The sequence below is a fragment of the Sneathiella litorea genome, assembly GCF_009882915.1.
In the GTDB taxonomy this organism is placed as follows: domain Bacteria; phylum Pseudomonadota; class Alphaproteobacteria; order Sneathiellales; family Sneathiellaceae; genus Sneathiella; species Sneathiella litorea.
In genome coordinates this window covers 90,362-106,158 of sequence record NZ_WTUW01000001.1, presented here as the reverse complement: position 1 = coordinate 106,158, position 15,797 = coordinate 90,362, and the positions used below count along the sequence as shown (strand labels likewise).

18 protein-coding genes are annotated in these 15,797 nt (G+C 51.1%); 9 read left to right on the top strand and 9 right to left on the bottom strand.

What is annotated here, in order from left to right:
• The first annotated feature begins 11 nt into the window (after positions 1-11).
• Positions 12-629, top strand: coding sequence for a class I SAM-dependent methyltransferase (locus GQE98_RS00510; RefSeq protein WP_161313597.1), 618 nt, complete (start codon positions 12-14; stop codon positions 627-629).
• On the opposite strand, the gene thpR is transcribed toward GQE98_RS00510, so the two are convergent.
• Positions 595-1,143, bottom strand: a complete 549-nt coding sequence (gene thpR / locus GQE98_RS00505) for an RNA 2',3'-cyclic phosphodiesterase (protein ID WP_161313596.1) — start codon at positions 1,141-1,143, stop codon at positions 595-597. The genes GQE98_RS00510 and thpR overlap by 35 nt on opposite strands.
• 30 nt (positions 1,144-1,173) lie before the next feature.
• Positions 1,174-1,800: an arylesterase gene (locus GQE98_RS00500; protein WP_202526008.1), complete on the bottom strand. Its 627-nt coding sequence runs from the start codon at positions 1,798-1,800 to the stop codon at positions 1,174-1,176.
• Between the two features lie 54 nt (positions 1,801-1,854).
• Between GQE98_RS00500 and GQE98_RS00495 the strand changes: the two genes are divergently transcribed.
• Together GQE98_RS00495 and GQE98_RS00490 are read left to right on the top strand one after the other, a co-directional pair.
• Positions 1,855-2,565 (top strand): ABC transporter ATP-binding protein, encoded by a 711-nt coding sequence (locus GQE98_RS00495; protein ID WP_161313595.1) that lies wholly within the window; start codon positions 1,855-1,857, stop codon positions 2,563-2,565.
• Positions 2,558-5,104 (top strand): FtsX-like permease family protein, encoded by a 2,547-nt coding sequence (locus GQE98_RS00490; protein WP_202526007.1) that lies wholly within the window; start codon positions 2,558-2,560, stop codon positions 5,102-5,104. The genes GQE98_RS00495 and GQE98_RS00490 overlap by 8 nt, the downstream gene beginning before the upstream one ends.
• A gap of 92 nt (positions 5,105-5,196) precedes the next feature.
• Here the strand turns inward: GQE98_RS00490 and GQE98_RS00485 are convergent, their stop codons facing one another.
• On the bottom strand, positions 5,197-5,427 hold the full coding sequence (locus GQE98_RS00485) for an EF-hand domain-containing protein (RefSeq protein WP_161313594.1): 231 nt from the start codon (positions 5,425-5,427) through the stop codon (positions 5,197-5,199).
• A gap of 358 nt (positions 5,428-5,785) precedes the next feature.
• On the opposite strand from GQE98_RS00485, the gene GQE98_RS00480 reads away from it, so the two are divergent.
• From GQE98_RS00480 to GQE98_RS00465, 4 genes are all read left to right on the top strand, one after another.
• Positions 5,786-6,493 (top strand): Bax inhibitor-1/YccA family protein, encoded by a 708-nt coding sequence (locus GQE98_RS00480; RefSeq protein ID WP_161313593.1) that lies wholly within the window; start codon positions 5,786-5,788, stop codon positions 6,491-6,493.
• A 125-nt stretch (positions 6,494-6,618) separates the two neighbouring features.
• Positions 6,619-8,097 (top strand): M81 family metallopeptidase, encoded by a 1,479-nt coding sequence (locus GQE98_RS00475; RefSeq protein ID WP_161313592.1) that lies wholly within the window; start codon positions 6,619-6,621, stop codon positions 8,095-8,097.
• A 30-nt stretch (positions 8,098-8,127) separates the two neighbouring features.
• Positions 8,128-9,414 carry a tetratricopeptide repeat protein gene (locus GQE98_RS00470; RefSeq protein WP_161313591.1) on the top strand — a complete coding sequence of 429 codons (1,287 nt, stop codon included), beginning with the start codon at positions 8,128-8,130 and terminating at the stop codon, positions 9,412-9,414.
• 26 nt (positions 9,415-9,440) lie between these two features.
• Positions 9,441-9,947, top strand: coding sequence for an Mpo1 family 2-hydroxy fatty acid dioxygenase (locus tag GQE98_RS00465; RefSeq protein WP_161313590.1), 507 nt, complete (start codon positions 9,441-9,443; stop codon positions 9,945-9,947).
• On the opposite strand, the gene GQE98_RS00460 is transcribed toward GQE98_RS00465, so the two are convergent.
• Positions 9,937-10,443 (bottom strand): hypothetical protein, encoded by a 507-nt coding sequence (locus tag GQE98_RS00460; protein ID WP_161313589.1) that lies wholly within the window; start codon positions 10,441-10,443, stop codon positions 9,937-9,939. The genes GQE98_RS00465 and GQE98_RS00460 overlap by 11 nt on opposite strands.
• A gap of 101 nt (positions 10,444-10,544) precedes the next feature.
• Positions 10,545-10,925 carry a DUF2794 domain-containing protein gene (locus GQE98_RS00455; protein ID WP_161313588.1) on the bottom strand — a complete coding sequence of 127 codons (381 nt, stop codon included), beginning with the start codon at positions 10,923-10,925 and terminating at the stop codon, positions 10,545-10,547.
• Positions 10,926-11,070: 145 nt separating this feature from the next.
• Between GQE98_RS00455 and msrB the strand changes: the two genes are divergently transcribed.
• Together msrB and GQE98_RS00445 are read left to right on the top strand one after the other, a co-directional pair.
• Entirely contained in the window at positions 11,071-11,469 is a 399-nt protein-coding gene (gene msrB, locus GQE98_RS00450) for a peptide-methionine (R)-S-oxide reductase MsrB (protein ID WP_161313587.1), read from the top strand.
• A gap of 29 nt (positions 11,470-11,498) precedes the next feature.
• Positions 11,499-11,984 (top strand): cupin domain-containing protein, encoded by a 486-nt coding sequence (locus tag GQE98_RS00445; protein ID WP_161313586.1) that lies wholly within the window; start codon positions 11,499-11,501, stop codon positions 11,982-11,984.
• On the opposite strand, the gene GQE98_RS00440 is transcribed toward GQE98_RS00445, so the two are convergent.
• The 4 genes from GQE98_RS00440 to GQE98_RS00425 are packed head-to-tail and all read right to left on the bottom strand — an operon-like array spanning position 11,981 to position 15,788.
• Complete coding sequence (locus GQE98_RS00440; RefSeq protein WP_161313585.1) at positions 11,981-12,997, bottom strand: ABC transporter ATP-binding protein; 1,017 nt, start codon at positions 12,995-12,997, stop codon at positions 11,981-11,983. The two genes, GQE98_RS00445 and GQE98_RS00440, sit on opposite strands and share 4 nt — an antisense overlap.
• Positions 12,994-13,989, bottom strand: coding sequence for an ABC transporter ATP-binding protein (locus GQE98_RS00435; RefSeq protein WP_161313584.1), 996 nt, complete (start codon positions 13,987-13,989; stop codon positions 12,994-12,996). The genes GQE98_RS00440 and GQE98_RS00435 overlap by 4 nt, the downstream gene beginning before the upstream one ends.
• Complete coding sequence (locus GQE98_RS00430; protein WP_161313583.1) at positions 13,990-14,841, bottom strand: ABC transporter permease; 852 nt, start codon at positions 14,839-14,841, stop codon at positions 13,990-13,992.
• Complete coding sequence (locus GQE98_RS00425; RefSeq protein WP_161313582.1) at positions 14,838-15,788, bottom strand: ABC transporter permease; 951 nt, start codon at positions 15,786-15,788, stop codon at positions 14,838-14,840. Before GQE98_RS00425 ends, GQE98_RS00430 begins: the two co-directional genes overlap by 4 nt.
• Positions 15,789-15,797 lie beyond the last annotated feature (9 nt).

Sequence of the window (15,797 nt, the reverse complement as noted above, 5' to 3'; positions counted from 1 at the left end):
GCGTCGGGTGAATGGTGGATACACCTCTCACAGTGGATTTTGTCTCTGGCGCCGTCGATTATCGGCGACGTCATGGCGGCGGTCGGGGGCAGGCTTTGCCAAAGGCGCTTGGGTTTCGTCCGGGTATAACGCCGGATATTGTCGATGCAACCGCGGGCCTTGGGCGCGATGCATTTCTACTTGCGTCCCTTGGGGCAAATGTGACGTTGATTGAGCGAAATGATGTCGTTCATCACTTACTGGAAGAGGCAATGACGCGGGCCAGAGCGACCAGTGAAGTCCATGCTGACATAATTCAGCGTATGACCCTGATAAAAGGTGACGCGAGAGATATCCTGCTGGAACTCAAGCCTGAAACAGTGCTCATTGACCCGATGCATCCGCCTCGGGATAAATCTGCGCTGGTTAAAAACGAGATGAGGCAACTACGTGAAATCGTCGGGATAGATCCCGATTGTGATGAGTTAATGCGGGCTGCACTTGGAGTGGCGTCGAAGCGGGTTGTTCTGAAATGGCCCCGCCGGGCCAAGGAAATTGCAGAACTTCCGAAACCTTCCCATCAGATTGTTGGAAAATCTACGCGATACGATGTCTTTATGATGACACCGGCGAAAACAGGTCAAAGCTGACTTCTTCCTGGTAGATTGCGCTTGAGGAGGAGAGGTGACTGGAGAAAAGCGTAAAACTGGTTACTGGTAATGTTTCTGTTTTAAACAACGCATGATCGGTCAGAAAGTTGCGGACCCGCTCATACGGTGAATTATGGACACGGGCAAGTGTGATATGCGGTCGAAAACGCCGATCATCGACAGTTGCGCCAACAGATTCAATCGCGGTTACAATTTTCTGATGCAGGAGATTTATTGCTGCTGTCGCACGCACGCCCGCCCATAAAATACGCGGCCTCTTATTGCTGCCAAATACTCCGACGCCTTCAATATCGATATCAAAGGCAGGATATTTAATCCTCCCGAGTGCCAGCGTGATATCCATCATCATCGGACTTTGTACTTCGCCGATGAAAGCGAGAGTGACATGAGAATTCTCTGCGGCGATCCATCTGGCATCCGGTATGCCGCCCCGCAATGTTCCAACGCGTTCCTTTACCTCCTCCGGCAAGGGGATAGCAACAAAAAGACGCATGTATATTCTCCTTTTTACAGGATTTCGGGTTTAGCTCTTTTGTTCGATGAACGCGGTTACATAGGGTAGCATTTTGCCAATAATTACCTTTACGCCTTCAGCATTCGGATGGATATAATCATCCTGATTCAACGCCGGGTCAGCGGCAACGCCTTCCAGGAAAAAGGGGTAGTAGCTGGTTTTGTACTGGCTGGCAAGATCCGGGAAAATTTTATCGAAATCGCGCGCATACTCAGATCCCATATTGGGCGGAGCCCGCATGCCTGCCAGCAGAATTGGGATGTTCTTTTGCTGTAGTACTTCGATAATCCGGCTTAGATTACGCCGCGTTTCCAAGGGCTCTATCCCTCTCAGCGCGTCATTTGCGCCAAGCTCAAGAATAACATAGTCCGCGCCGTCTCCGATGGCCCAGTCAAGCCTTTGCAGGCCACCGGCGGTAGTATCACCGGATACACCAGCATTTTCTATTTCAACCTTGTACCCTTTTTCCTGCAGAGCAATTTCAAGCTGTGTGACGAAATCTTCACCTGCCGGCAGGCCATATCCCGCGGTCAGGCTATCTCCGATTGCGACAATACGCTGTGTTTCGTTGGCCTGTGCGTAGAAAGTTGTAAAAAGTACCGCAAATATCAGCGCTAAAATATTGAATTTCATCATATACCCGCCATATCCCATTAATTAGCGCCTATTGTCTTTTGTACTGGAGTTACTTTGTCTCGAGAACCCATCATCAACCTATCAGACATTCACCTAACACTTAAGTCCGATGCCGGTCCCGTCAATATCTTACGTGGTATAGATTTGACAGTACAACAAGGGGAGACGATTGGAATTGTTGGTCCCTCGGGTTCCGGTAAATCGACATTGATGTCCATAATGGCGGGTCTTGAGCATCCGACATCCGGATCTGTCCAAATTGCTGGTGAGCATCTCGAAAACCTTGGTGAGGATGCCCTCGCACGGTTTCGCCGGGCTAATATTGGCATTGTGTTCCAGTCGTTTCATCTGATCCCGACGATGACGGCGTTGGAAAATGTGGCTATTCCGTTGGAACTGGCCGGTGAAAAAGAGGCGTTTTCAGTCGCGGCATCCAGGCTGGAAGCCGTGGGTCTGGCAGATCGCGCAACCCATTATCCGGCGCAACTTTCCGGCGGGGAACAGCAACGGGTGGCCCTTGCCCGCGCCCTTTCCACAAGTCCCAAGATCCTGCTCGCTGACGAACCGACTGGAAATCTTGACGGAAAAACGGGGGATATAATTGTGGACCTCATGTTCCAGCTGCACGAGCGAGAAGGAACAACAATGGTGTTGATTACGCATGACGACGCGTTGGCCCGCAAATGTACACATCAGATTCACCTTGAAGATGGTCGCGTCGTTTCAAGGGAAAATATTCAGGAAGAGGCGCTGACCGGTGAGTAAGGGGAAAAGTCCTGAATCATTTGCGCTTGCCATTAAGTTTGCCAGGCGGGATTTACGCGGTAGCTTGAAAGGCTTCCGCATTTTTCTTGCCTGCCTCGTGTTGGGTGTCGCAGCTATCGCTGGCGTGGGAACGCTTTCCAGTTCCATCACCGAGGGATTGCGGGCAAATGGTCAAGTTATTCTCGGTGGTGATATTGATATCCGCCTGACACATCGCGCAGTCGATGACGAGGAACACGGTTGGATCAGGGATCAGGGGCGTACCTCCGAAGTACAGACACTGCGCGCCATGGTCCGCGATTTGGCCAGTGACAGGCGGACTCTCTCGGAGCTAAAGGCAGTAGACAACGCTTATCCTTTGTTTGGTTCCCTGACCATGAAGACGGATTCAGGTGCGGAGAATCCTGAGGCTCGGCTTGAGAAAAAGGATGGGCGTTACGGTGCGCTTATTGAACAGGGATTAAGTGATCGTCTTGAAATTCCGCTCGGTGGTCAGATAAGGATTGGTGAGCTTGATTTCGAGGTCCGTGGGATTATCCAATCGGAACCCGACAAAGCATCACAAGGGATGGCCTTGGGGCCCCGCACAATTATCTCCTCTGTTGCTTTGCGTGAGACGGGTCTAATTCAGCCAGGTAGCCTTATTCGGTATCATTATCGTATCGCTCTCAACTCTGGAAGAACAGTGGCTGATTTTTATGAAGAGGCGAGTGCCGCGTTTCCTGATGCCGGGTGGCGGATACGGGATGCCTCGAATGGAGCGCCAGGCATTAAGCGCTTTGTTGAGCGAGTAGCCCTTTTTCTTACATTGGTCGGGCTTACGGCGCTGGTCGTGGGCGGTGTTGGCGTCGGCAATGCGGTTCGGGCGTATCTCGAGGGGAAGATATCGACAATTGCAACACTGAAATGCCTTGGTGCCAGCAGCAGTTTCATCTTCCGGGTTCATTATTTGCAAGTGCTCATTCTTGCTATTGGCGGTTCGTTAATCGGCCTGATTCTGGGGGTAGGCGGCTCAGTATTTGCCGCTCAGTTTCTTGCCAGCACATTGCCGGTTCCGCCGGAAATCAACATCACGATTGGACCGCTACTTCTTGCGACGGCTTATGGGTTGTTGACAGCGACATTGTTTACAATCTGGCCTTTGGCCCGGGCGCGCGAAACGCCGGCGGCAGCCCTTTTCCGTGACATAGTTTCTGCGCATAAACGTCCCCGTCCTTTTTATCTTGCAACACTTGGGCTTTGTTTCGCTGTTCTGGTTGCCCTCGCCATATTGACCAGTCGGGAAACCTGGTTTGCTTTTGTCTTCGTTATTTCCATTGTCTGTATATTCGCCATCCTGATTCTGGTCGGTCATGGCGTTCAATTTGCGGCGCGGTGCGTTCCTCGATCGAGTATTCCATCCTTACGTCTTGCAATTGCCAACCTCCACCGTCCCGGAGCGGCGACAAACAGTGTCATTCTCTCGATGGGGCTCGGGCTGACTCTTTTCGTTACAGTTGCCTTGATCGAGGGAAATCTTACCCGCCAGGTACAGGAACAACTGCCGGAGAAGGCCCCGGCCTTTTTCTTTATCGATATTCAGTCCAATCAGCTGGATGACTTTGTGGCCACGGCTGAAGCGGTTAGCGATGTCAGCGAGGTGAATCATGTTCCCAATATGCGAGGACGAATTACGCAAGTGGCTGGTGTCCCCTCAGAGCAGGTGACAGTCGCGCCTGAAGCAAAATGGGCATTGCGCGGTGATCGTGGGATCACTTACGCCGCAACACCGCCGGAGGGTGCGATGATCGTTGCCGGTAGCTGGTGGCCAGAGGATTACGCGGGACCACCCTTGGTTAGCATGGATCGCGAGATTGCAGAAGGGATGGGGCTGGTTCTTGGGGATACGCTAACCGTTAATGTCATGGGACGTGAGATTGAGGCGGAAATTGCCAATTTTCGGGAAATAGACTGGACAACGATGGCGATCAATTTCGTTCTTGTTTTTGACACCCATAGCCTGCAGGGAGCACCACATTCCCATCTTGCCACCGCGCGCGCGGACGGGGAGGGGGAAAACCAGCTTTTCACTGCAATCACTAACAAGTTTGCCAACATATCCGTGATCCGTATGAAGGAGGCGCTCCAGACGGTTAGCCGTATTCTTGAGCAACTTTCCTCTGCGGTATCGGCTATTTCCTCGATTACCTTGGTGACCGGCGTGCTCGTCCTTGCGGGGGCCTTCGCGGCCGGGCATCGAAAACGGGTTTATGACGCTGTAATTCTTAAAGTGCTTGGGGCGACGCGAAAGGACATCTTCATCACCTTTCTCCTGGAGTATGCCTTGCTGGGTCTGATCACCTCGGTCATTGCCGCCGCGACGGGCTGGTTCGCGGCCTATATGGTCATCACGGATATACTGGAAGCGAAATGGATTAACCTGCCCTTTACGATCATCGCGACAATCCTGATCAGTGTTCTTGTAACATTGTTGTTTGGGTTGCTGGGGTCCTGGCGGGCTCTCGGAGAGAAGGTCGCTCCCGTCTTGAGGTCAGACTGAGCAAGTAAGAGTAAAAAATAAGGCCGCCAAAGGAAAGGAGCTCCTCTGGCGGCCTCATTTTGATGAATTAAACCCGCGACGGGCTCAGCAAATTAGCTTTTCGTAGCCGCGGTGTATTCTTCCATCGACAGCTCGCCGCTTTTATCAAGGTCGACAGATGCGAACTGTTCCTTGCTGGTGTCAGGCATAACAACGATAAGCTCCTCATAGGAAACCGAACCATTCCCATCCGTATCAATTGTTTTGAAATCAGGCGCTGCTGCCAACGCCGGTGCAGCTGCAAGAAGCGTGAGCGTGGCAGTGGATATAAGCAGTTTCTTCATAATAATCTCCATTCAATAAATATTGGACGGTTCGGCACCGTACCATCGGTGCATGCCCGCCGAACAATCAAAGGACCGTAAACTAATGAAATCGGTCAATCGATGTTCTGAGGGGAAGATTGGCCTGCTATTGTGGCGGCATAATGCTGCGAATTAGACCAGTTAAAGGAAAAATTTGGGCAATGTGCGCCAGAACGGTCCAGAACCATTTAACATGGATATGATTTATGAGTTGTTTCTTATGAGTTTTTAACTAATTTGCCCTAATGCTCTATTATAACGTCGATTTTCCTTGAAAATCACAGGCAAAAATACAATATCAGGAAGCAGGATTACATACCTTCAGGGGAACTAGTAGATGGCAACAGACTTTTCAAAATTTGGTACAGCAAGAACAGGCGCTCAAGATCAGGCCGTTCTTGATGAGGGCCTGCGCAGCTATATGCTGAAGGTCTATAATTATATGGCATCCGGCCTTGCCTTGAGTGGCATTACGGCCGCACTGACGGCTTCAACGCCGGCAATTTACAATGCTGTTTTCGGCACGCCGTTGCAGTGGGTTGTGATGCTGGCTCCGCTTGGCCTGTTGTTCGCCATGTCACGGACGAGCGCGAGTACAACGAAAATCCTCTACTGGATCATGGTTGCGACATTCGGTGTGTCGATTTCCTATATTTTCCAGATCTATACAGCTGAAAGCATCGTACGGGTCTTCTTTATAACCTCGGCTACCTTTGGGTCAGCCAGCCTTTATGGTTATGTAACGAAGCGCGACCTGACGGGGATGGGCAGCTTCCTTTTCATGGGGCTGATCGGTATCATCATCGCGTCGGTGGTGAATATCTTCCTTGAATCCACGATGATGCATTTCGTAGTGTCCGTTTTGGGTGTGCTGATCTTTACCGGTCTTACTGCATTCGATACACAGCGGATCAAGTCCGAATACTATCATGGCCATAGTCAGGAAGTGATGGAGAAGGGCGCGGTTATGGGCGCGGTTTCCATGTACCTGAATTTCCTGAACCTTTTCATGATGCTGTTGAGCCTGCTTGGCAATCGCGAATAAAGCAAAATAAAAGCGACAATGAAAACCCGGCCTTGTGCCGGGTTTTTTGTTGTGCGCGGGACGCAAGCTGATAAACTTGTTTGCCTGCAAACAGCTTTCAAGCCCAAAGATAGAAGGATTGTCTGATGCGCATTCTCATTGCGATGATGAAACATGAAACTAATACCTTTTCACCGATTGTCGCCGACTGGAAAAGATTTCAGGACTGGGGGGCCCATATTGGTGAAGACGCGTTGAAGGCTTATGAAGGCACCGGCATGCCTTTTGGGGCATATGTGGAGCTTGCACGCGCCGCAGGGGCAGAGATTGTGACGCCTGTCGCAGCCGAGGCAATGCCAGCGGGCCCCGTGACAGAAGATGCCTATAATCATATGGTTGAACCCATACTGGACGCGGTACGAGGCGGCGTGGATGCGGCTATGCTGGATCTGCATGGGGCAATGGTTGCTGTTCATACGGATGACGGCGAAGGAACGCTCCTTGAGAAAATCCGGCAAATAGATCCGGATCTACCAATTGCTGTCACGCTTGACCTTCATTGTAACCTGACGGCCAAAATGGTGGAGAATTGTACGGCGCTCATTGGATACAAGACATACCCTCACGTCGATATGTATGAGGTCGGTAAACAGATTGGCCAGGTGTTACTCGAATCCATGGCTGGCAAAATCAATCCGGTCATGTCCTGGGGGAATGCTCCACTCTTAAGCCAGACACTTCGTCAGGGCACGGATGAGGAGCCGATGGCAACCCTTGTCCGGATGTGCAAGGAAGCAGAGAAAGAACCCGGCGTATTGGCCGCAACAGCTTTTGGTGGATTCGCGCTTGCCGATATGCGTGATGCGGGTAACTCGGTAATCGTGGTGACCGATGGTGATCAGGCAAAGGCAGATGAGGTGCGTGATCGTATCCTTGCAAAGGCTTGGCAGCTTAAAGAGGATTTTATCTATCAACATACACCGCTTGAAGAGCAGGTTGCCAAAGCCAAGAGCATGACCGATGGCCCGATCCTTTTATTGGATCATGCTGATAACTGCGGTTCAGGTGGAACGCAGGATGTGATGACTGTGATCGAGGAGGTATTAAAGCAGGGCCTCGAGGATGTGGCGGTTGCGGCCGTCTGGGATCCGTCTGCTGTTCAAGAAATGCAGAAAGCAGGGGTCGGCAACACAATCACTCTGAAACTCGGCGGTAAAACGGACATGCCGTCCATAGGAGAAGTGGGCGAGCCACTCAAACTCACCGGGACAGTCAAAACTCTCACAAACGGAGAGTGGATTGTTCGGGGGCCGATGTATACGGGTGTGAAGGTCTTTATGGGGCCAACGGCCGTGCTGGACACAGGCAATATGGAGATTGTCATTGTGTCCAATCATCATGAGCCTTGGGATGTGGGGGTGTTCACTTCGGTTGGAATCCAGCCTGAGTATAAGCGCTATCTTATCCTGAAAAGCCGCATTCATTACCGCGCTGGTTTTGCGCCTATAGGCAAGGGTACGTTAACATTGGATGGCAAGGGCGTCACCACATCCGATAATAACCTCTTGCAGTATGAAAAGGTCCGCCGGCCAGTTTATCCGCTTGATCTGTTGAATGAGGCCTAGCCAATGCGCGAGGATATGTTCGGAAATCAGGTGAGCACGCAGTCTGATCAGACAATCGATGCGATTAACCGGTTCATGGACAGCTTTATCGGCTTTGGGACGGATTTCGCCCCTATTTTTGATGCCGCCGACAATGATCCGGATTGTGCCATCGCCGCCGCCTATGCGGCTATGCTAGGCATTTTCATGGAAACGCCAGAAGGTCGTGAAATTGCCGGGAAATATTACGCTCAGGCAAAATCCGCGCTCAGCAAGGCGACAGACCGTGAAAGGTTGTTTACGGCAGCAGTATTCGACCTTTGTGACCAGGAAGTCGGAAACCTGTTGAAGAAACTGCGCGAACTGGTCACTGATCATCCGGGCGATCTCTTTGCTGCAAAATTCGGACAGAATTCCTATTTCAATATTGGTGATGACGAGGCCATGCTCTGGATCGCTGATTCTGTTTTTGATCGCCATAAAGCTTGTGCATATGTCCATGGAATGCGTGCCTTCGGTCGCGAGCAGTCGAGCATGCTGGAGCTTGCGGAGGAAGATGGGCGAAAAGCGACCGAGATGCAGCGGAAGGAACCTTGGGCCCACCATGCGGTAGCGCATGTCATGTTGACTCAGGGGCGCCATGACGAAGGCATCAAATGGATGCAGGACCTCTCTAATGAGTGGGAGGATCGTAACAGTTTTATGTTTACCCATAACTGGTGGCATCAGGCGCTCTTTTACCTGGAGCAGGAGGATTTCGAGACACCGCTTAAATTGTATGATGAGAAAGTCTGGGGGGTCGATAAGACCTATAGCCTCGATCAGGTGAATGCAATTTCGCTGCTTTGGCGCCTCGAGCAGCTTGGCGTTAACGTCGGTAATCGGTGGCAGGATATCAGCGATCATGTGGCGGCGCGCAGCATGATCAATGACCAACCTTTCTATGATATGCATTATGGCTACGCCCTTGCGAGGGGAGGGAAAAGGGACGCGTTGGAACGATTGATGTCGGGACTTGAAGAAATGGCGCGTGTGGCGCCTGAGATTACCCGGAAATCATGGGCTGATGTAGCACTGCCTTCAACCCGTGGGTTCATAGCGATTGCAGAAGGTAATTACCATGATGCTGTTCGCTGGCTCTCCAAGGCAAGGCCGCGCTATCAGGAAATTGGCGGTAGTCATGCACAGCGCGACTTGTTTGAGCTTGCCTGGCTCACCAGCCTTCTAAACGCCGGGAATTATGACGAAGCCCTGCCGGTACTTGAAGCACGCGTAAATTTCCGTCAAGATGTTCCCATGGATGCTCGGTTGTTGGCACGGGCGAAGAGCCGCCACTAAAAAAGGTGCGACATTGGGAGGGGACCATGGTCAGGCCGCAAATTGCGCAAAAGGGCGGGAACCGCCGTATTTTCGCTTTGCTTAACGAATATGGCGCGAGCCATCAGAACGGTACCAATAAGCTGATCCACTGGATTGCAGTTCCAGTCATTGTCTGGACGATTGTTGCGCTTCTCTGGATCATCCCTGTGCCTGAAAGCTTAAACAGTGTTCCCTATCTGAACTGGGCGACAATTGCCTTGTTGCTGACCATTATTTATTACGCGGTCTTATCCTGGACATTGGCAATTGGGATGGCATTGTTTGCCCTGCTTTGCATTGGTGTGGTCCAGCTTTATATGAGCGCACCACCGTTTAGCCTAGCGCTCTGGCAATTTGCTATTGGCGCTTTCGTGATAGCCTGGATTTTTCAGTTCATCGGACACAAGATCGAGGGCAAGAAACCCTCGTTCTTTAAGGATGTGCAATTTTTATTGATCGGGCCCGCCTGGCTGATAAGTTTCCTTTATCGCAAGCTGAATATTAAGATTTAGTCGAGCTCTCAACAACCAGTTTATAGTCCGGGGTTGTGTTGAGTGGGCAGGAGTAGAGATACTCACCTTCTTTTAACTCCACTTCATAATCCAGTGTTGTGCCGGTATCGAGGCCACCGCCGGAAACACTGGTCTTGTTGAGTTTGTGTAACGGGTTTGCCCAGTTGTAATCCTTCTCGCGTACCCAGAACCCAAGCGAATAGGGTACATTCTTGTTCGTCACGCGGAAAATATACTTACCGGGCTTGAGAGTCAGCACCTCGGCGTTAGCCAGGCGTTCTGCGCCGGTTTTTGCGTTTATTTCTTCGCAATCCGCCTGTTCGGATGATGTATATCCGTGATCAATGCCATTTTCGGATTCGACAAACTGACAGGCAGTCTGGGTTAGATTTATGATTGTCACATCTTCAGAAGCGGCAAGCGAAATGGTTGCAAAAAGAGGGGAAAACATCATTGCCGTCAAAGCGGATAAAAGAAGGGAGAAAGTCCATTGCATGATTTTGGTCCGTTTCCTGTAGAAGGTTTCCGTTAGGACCTAAATTTCAATAAAATTGCAGAATATTCAAATCAAAGGGCTTCACCCTTGCGTGAACGGCGTCAGTCGCCGTCGATTGCTTGAAATCGCCTGCTATCAAAGACTTTCAAGACCTGCGCCAGAGTCTTGCCCCGTTTCAGAATGCGGCCATTCTGGCTGAGTACAGCATAGGCGCCTTGCTTTGCGGCCAAGCGGGGTTCTTTGTATATTTTAAACAAAGGATGGTCGGCTGTGCGGTGGAAAATGGCGAATATACAGGCATTTTTAGTCTCGCCAATAGCATAGTCGCGCCATTCAGACTTGGCAACCATACGGCCGTATACCTGTAATATCTGACTGAGCTCGTTTCGATTGAAAAAAACGTTCTGTATTTGCGTCCCCGATCTCGCATTTTTGGCAGATCGGGCCGAGTAGTGATCGTCGAAGCTTACAACCTCGCTCATTTTATCTCCTGCTTGACTTGGGTATTATTGTCGACCAACTGTATTAATTCGTCAAGTATTGAGAATTTTCCCATGCAGCCATATCTCTTATATGTGGTGGAGCCGGACACAGGTCAATGGGGCTACAAGATAGAGGAAATGTGTAATGACTGAGAAAATAGAAAAGAGTGAAGCAGAATGGCGCGCCCAGCTGACGGAAGAACAATTTAATGTTGCCCGGAAAAAGGGCACGGAACGCGCCTTCACCGGTAAATATAATGACAATAAGGAAAATGGCACATACTATTGTGTCTGCTGTGGTGAGCCGCTTTTCTCTTCCAAAACCAAGTTTGATTCGGGCACGGGCTGGCCGAGCTTCTGGAAGCCACTTGAAAATGCGAAAGTCGAAGAAGTTATGGATCGCAGCTTTTTTATGCGCCGAACAGAGGTTATCTGCGGGAAATGTGATGGACATCTTGGCCATGTCTTCCCAGATGGGCCGGAGCCAACGGGACTCCGTTATTGCCTGAATTCAGCGGCCCTCGATTTTAAGAAAGAAGAATAGCGGTGTTTAAGTTGTAGGAAATTTGAGTGATGGATAAGCAAAAATCAGCGGGCAGTATTTCAGTCACGGCAATTGATGTGGCTCCACGGGTTAAACCATCAAATTATCCTGAACCCTTTGCCAGCCGCGTAAAGGGACGTGAGAAACGTCAACTTGGCGATATTTTCGGCATCAATAACTTTGGCGTTAATCTGACAAAACTCTTTCCTGGTAGTGAATCTGCTCTCCTTCACCGCCATAGTAAACAGGATGAGTTTATTTATATCCTGGAGGGCGCGCCGACACTTATTGCCGACAACGAGGAAATTCTCATGGCGCCCGGCGATTGTGCTGGTTTTCCCGCGGCTGGATTTGCACATCAACTTGTCAACCGAACAGAAAAGGTTGTTGTTTATCTTGAGATTGGAGACCGTACTCCTGGTGACGAGGGCAGCTATCCCAAGGATGATTTGAAAGCGTCACTGGGCCCGGACGGCAACTGGCAGTTCACGCATAAGGATGGAACCTCCTATTAAAGCGTTGCCGATTTGGCTTTTTGCATCACTTCATCGGAAAAATGACAGGCCGCTAGATGGGCTTCGCCAACAGAGTTCAACGGTGGCTTGACCTTGTGGCAAATATCTTTCGCCATGGGACAGCGATCCTGAAAGGCACAGCCCATACGTCTTTCCGTCTGCCCTGTGACATTGCCCTCGAGCTTAATACGCTCCCGTTTTCGGCCGGAACCGGGTTTTGGTACCGCATCAAGCAGGATACGTGTGTACGGATGGGCAGGGGTGCTGAACAAATCCGCTGTCTGTCCCTTTTCGACAATTTCTCCCAGATACATGACCGCCACCTCGTCACATAGATATTCAACAACGGCGAGATCATGGCTGATAAACATATAGGTGACGCCAAACTCGTCCTGTAGATCCTTTAGAAGATTCAGAACCTGAGCCTGGACCGAGACATCAAGTGCGGAGACGGGTTCGTCCGCGACGATGAGTTCTGGATGGGTGATCAATGCGCGTGCAATGGCAATTCGCTGACGCTGACCGCCGGAAAATTCGTGAGGATATTTACTTACGTCCTGTGGCTTCAAGCCAACAGATTGGAGTACTGTACTAACCCGGCTTTCGCGTTCGGCCTTTGAAATGGCACCAAGTGCGGCAAGGGGTTCGGCGACAATCCGGCCCACATTGTGATGCGGATCAAGAGAGCCGTATGGGTCCTGAAAAACCATCTGGAAATGCCGACGGAGCGGGCGAAGTTGATCGAAGCTGAGGCCGATGACTTCTTTCCCTAATATTTTTACTGAACCGGAATCAGTGTCTTCCAGCGCCATGACATTGCGTGCGAGCGTGGACTTGCCACAACCGCTCTCCCCAACGATGCCAAAGCTTTTTCCTTTCTGGATTTCGAAGGTAACGCCATTCAGTGCATAAACGTGGCCAGGCTCAGCAAACAGGCTTTCCCGCGGCAGACGATAATGGCGCACCAGGTCGTGAACCTCCAGAACCGGAACGGGGTGGCTCTCTGTGGTCATGAGAACAACTCCTCTGTTTTACGGTCGCGCGCTTCATCCAGATGGTGACAGGCAACGAAATGTTTCGACTTTACCTCTACAACAGGCGGCGGGGTATTTTGGCAAACCTCCGTTGCAAGGGGGCACCGGTCCGTGAAAGTACATCCCATTGGCATGCTGATCAGGTCCGGCACGGTCCCGGGAATGGTTACAAGGCGCCTGTTTTTCGCCCGCCCAAGTTTAGGCATCGCGGCAAAAAGCCCTTGCGTATAGGGATGGATCAATTCATCAAATATCTGCTCGGTCTTGCCTGTTTCCACCGCGGCGCCGCCATACATGACCAGTATGTTATCAGTATTTTCTGAAATAACGCCCAGGTCGTGGGAAATCAGAATAAGGGACATCCCTTCTTCACGAACGAGTGTCTGGATGAGGTCAAGGATTTGGTCCTGAATTGTGACATCCAATGCGGTAGTTGGTTCATCCGCGATCAGAACATCGGGCTGGCAGGAAAGGGCGATCGCAATCATGACACGCTGGCGCTGCCCGCCGGAGAGTTGATGCGGATAATTGTCAAACCGGGCTTGAGGGTTGGGAATGCCCACCCGATCAAGAAGGCGAAGGGTCTCGACCTTTGCGTCACTCTCCGACATATTCCTGTGTAGGCGCAAAGGTTCCATGATTTGGTTCCCAACCGTATGAACCGGATTGAGGGAGGTCATGGGTTCCTGAAAAATCATGGCCAGCCGATTGCCGCGGATTTGGCACATTTCCTGATCGTCTTTTTCAAGGAGATTTTGCCCATCGAGCTTGATCTGTCCCTCGGTCTTGCTCCGTTCCGGCAAAAGCCCCATCAATGCTAATGCGGCCATGGATTTGCCACATCCACTCTCGCCAACAATGCCCAGTGTCTCCCCCTTTTCCAGTCGGAAACTCAGGTTGCGAACAGCACGGGCTGGTCCTTTATTAGTTTCAAGAATAACGGACAGGTTGTTGATGTTAAGCAAACTCATTTAGCGTTTCCTCGACAATCTGGGGTCCAGGACATCCCGCAATCCATCGCCGAGCAGATTAAGACCGAAAACGGCGATCGCAATGGCTAGGCCGGGGTATACAGCCTGCATCGGATCAAGAAACATCAAGGTTTGTGCTTCGTTCAGCATGCGTCCCCAAGAGGGCTCAGGAGGCTGTGTCCCCAAGCCAAGATACGATAACGCTGCCTCCGCCAGAATCGCAATTGCAAACAGGATCGTTGCCTGCACGATGATTATAGACAGGATGTTGGGCAGGACATGTTCAAACGTGATGCGAAAACGTCCTTTCCCTGATGCGCGTGCGGCCATTACGAATTCCCGTGTCCATATTGAATTGGCTGTACCGCGGGTAAGTCTCGCAAAAACCGGAATATTATAAAGCCCGATGGCGAGGATTGAATTCACACCACCCGGCCCGAGGATAGCCGTGAGCATAATTGCCGACAGGATGGCCGGGAATGCGAATGAAAAGTCCGAAAGCCGCATGATGATTTCTTCTGTCCAGCCACGTTTCGCGGCCGCGAGAAGCCCGAGACTCACGCCGATGGAAAGTCCTATCGAGACGGCCACGACTGCCACGACGATCGAGTTCTGTGTCCCGGTCATCAACATGGACGCGATATCACGTCCGAACTGGTCTGTTCCCAACCAATGTGCGGCGGACGGTGGCAGGAAGCGGTTTGTGATGGTGATATCATAAGCAGACCCGGGGGTCCAAAAGAGAGAGATTGCCGCACAAACTAGTAAGAATGCCGTCATCAGCCCACCTACCATGAAGCTACGGCTGCGCAGACATCGGCTGAAAAAGGTGAGGGACTGATCTTCACTCATATATCATGCGCCTTAAGTCTTGGATCTATGACCGCATAAAGAATATCTACAGCAAAATTCACCACGATTATCATGGTAGCCAGCAACAGCACGACATTTTCAACTACAATTGTATCGCGGTTGTTAATCGCTTTCAGGACGAGCGAGCCAAGTCCGGGAATATGGAATACATTTTCGACCACAACGGTACCCGTGAGGAGCGCTGCGAACTGAATACCCGTAACCGTCAGGACGGGGATCAATGCATTCCGCAAAACATGCCGCCACAGCGTTGCGCGTTGACTCAATCCCTTGGCGCGGGCAGTACGAACATAGTCCTCGCGGAATACCTCTAAAACGGAGGAGCGCGTGATCCGGGCCAAAATGGCACCGACGACTGTTGCGAGCGCAAGGGAAGGTAACAACAAAGCCTTGAGGCATACCCATATGCCATCCTTCCATCCCGGGAATCCTCCAGCCGGTAGCCAGCGCAGCTCAATCGCGAACAGCATTATCAGGAGGATGGCGAGCCAAAAGTTCGGGATTGAAATACCAAGCTGGCTGATGCCCATGAGAGTGATATCTCCCGCCTTGTTATGGTTGGCGGCTGCATAAAGCCCTACGACAAGTGCAAAAATGATACTGAGAAAAATGGACATCACTGCGAGCGGAATAGTGATCAGAAGGGCGCCTTCCACCAGCTCCCAGACCGGAACCTTATAGGCGTAACTATTGCCTAGTTCCCCTTGTAAAATTCCGGTAATCCAGCCCCAGTAGCGCAAGAGGGGTGGTCGGTCGAGTCCCAGTTCTTTAGTTAGAGCAAGAACGGCTTCATCGGACGCATCGACGCCCAATATCACCAGGGCAGGATCGCCCGGCAGAATTTCCATGACGAGAAAAATAACGATTGACGCGCCAATTAGCGTCGCAATCAACGTCAATACTCGCTTCGCTATAAAAACGCTCATATAATTACT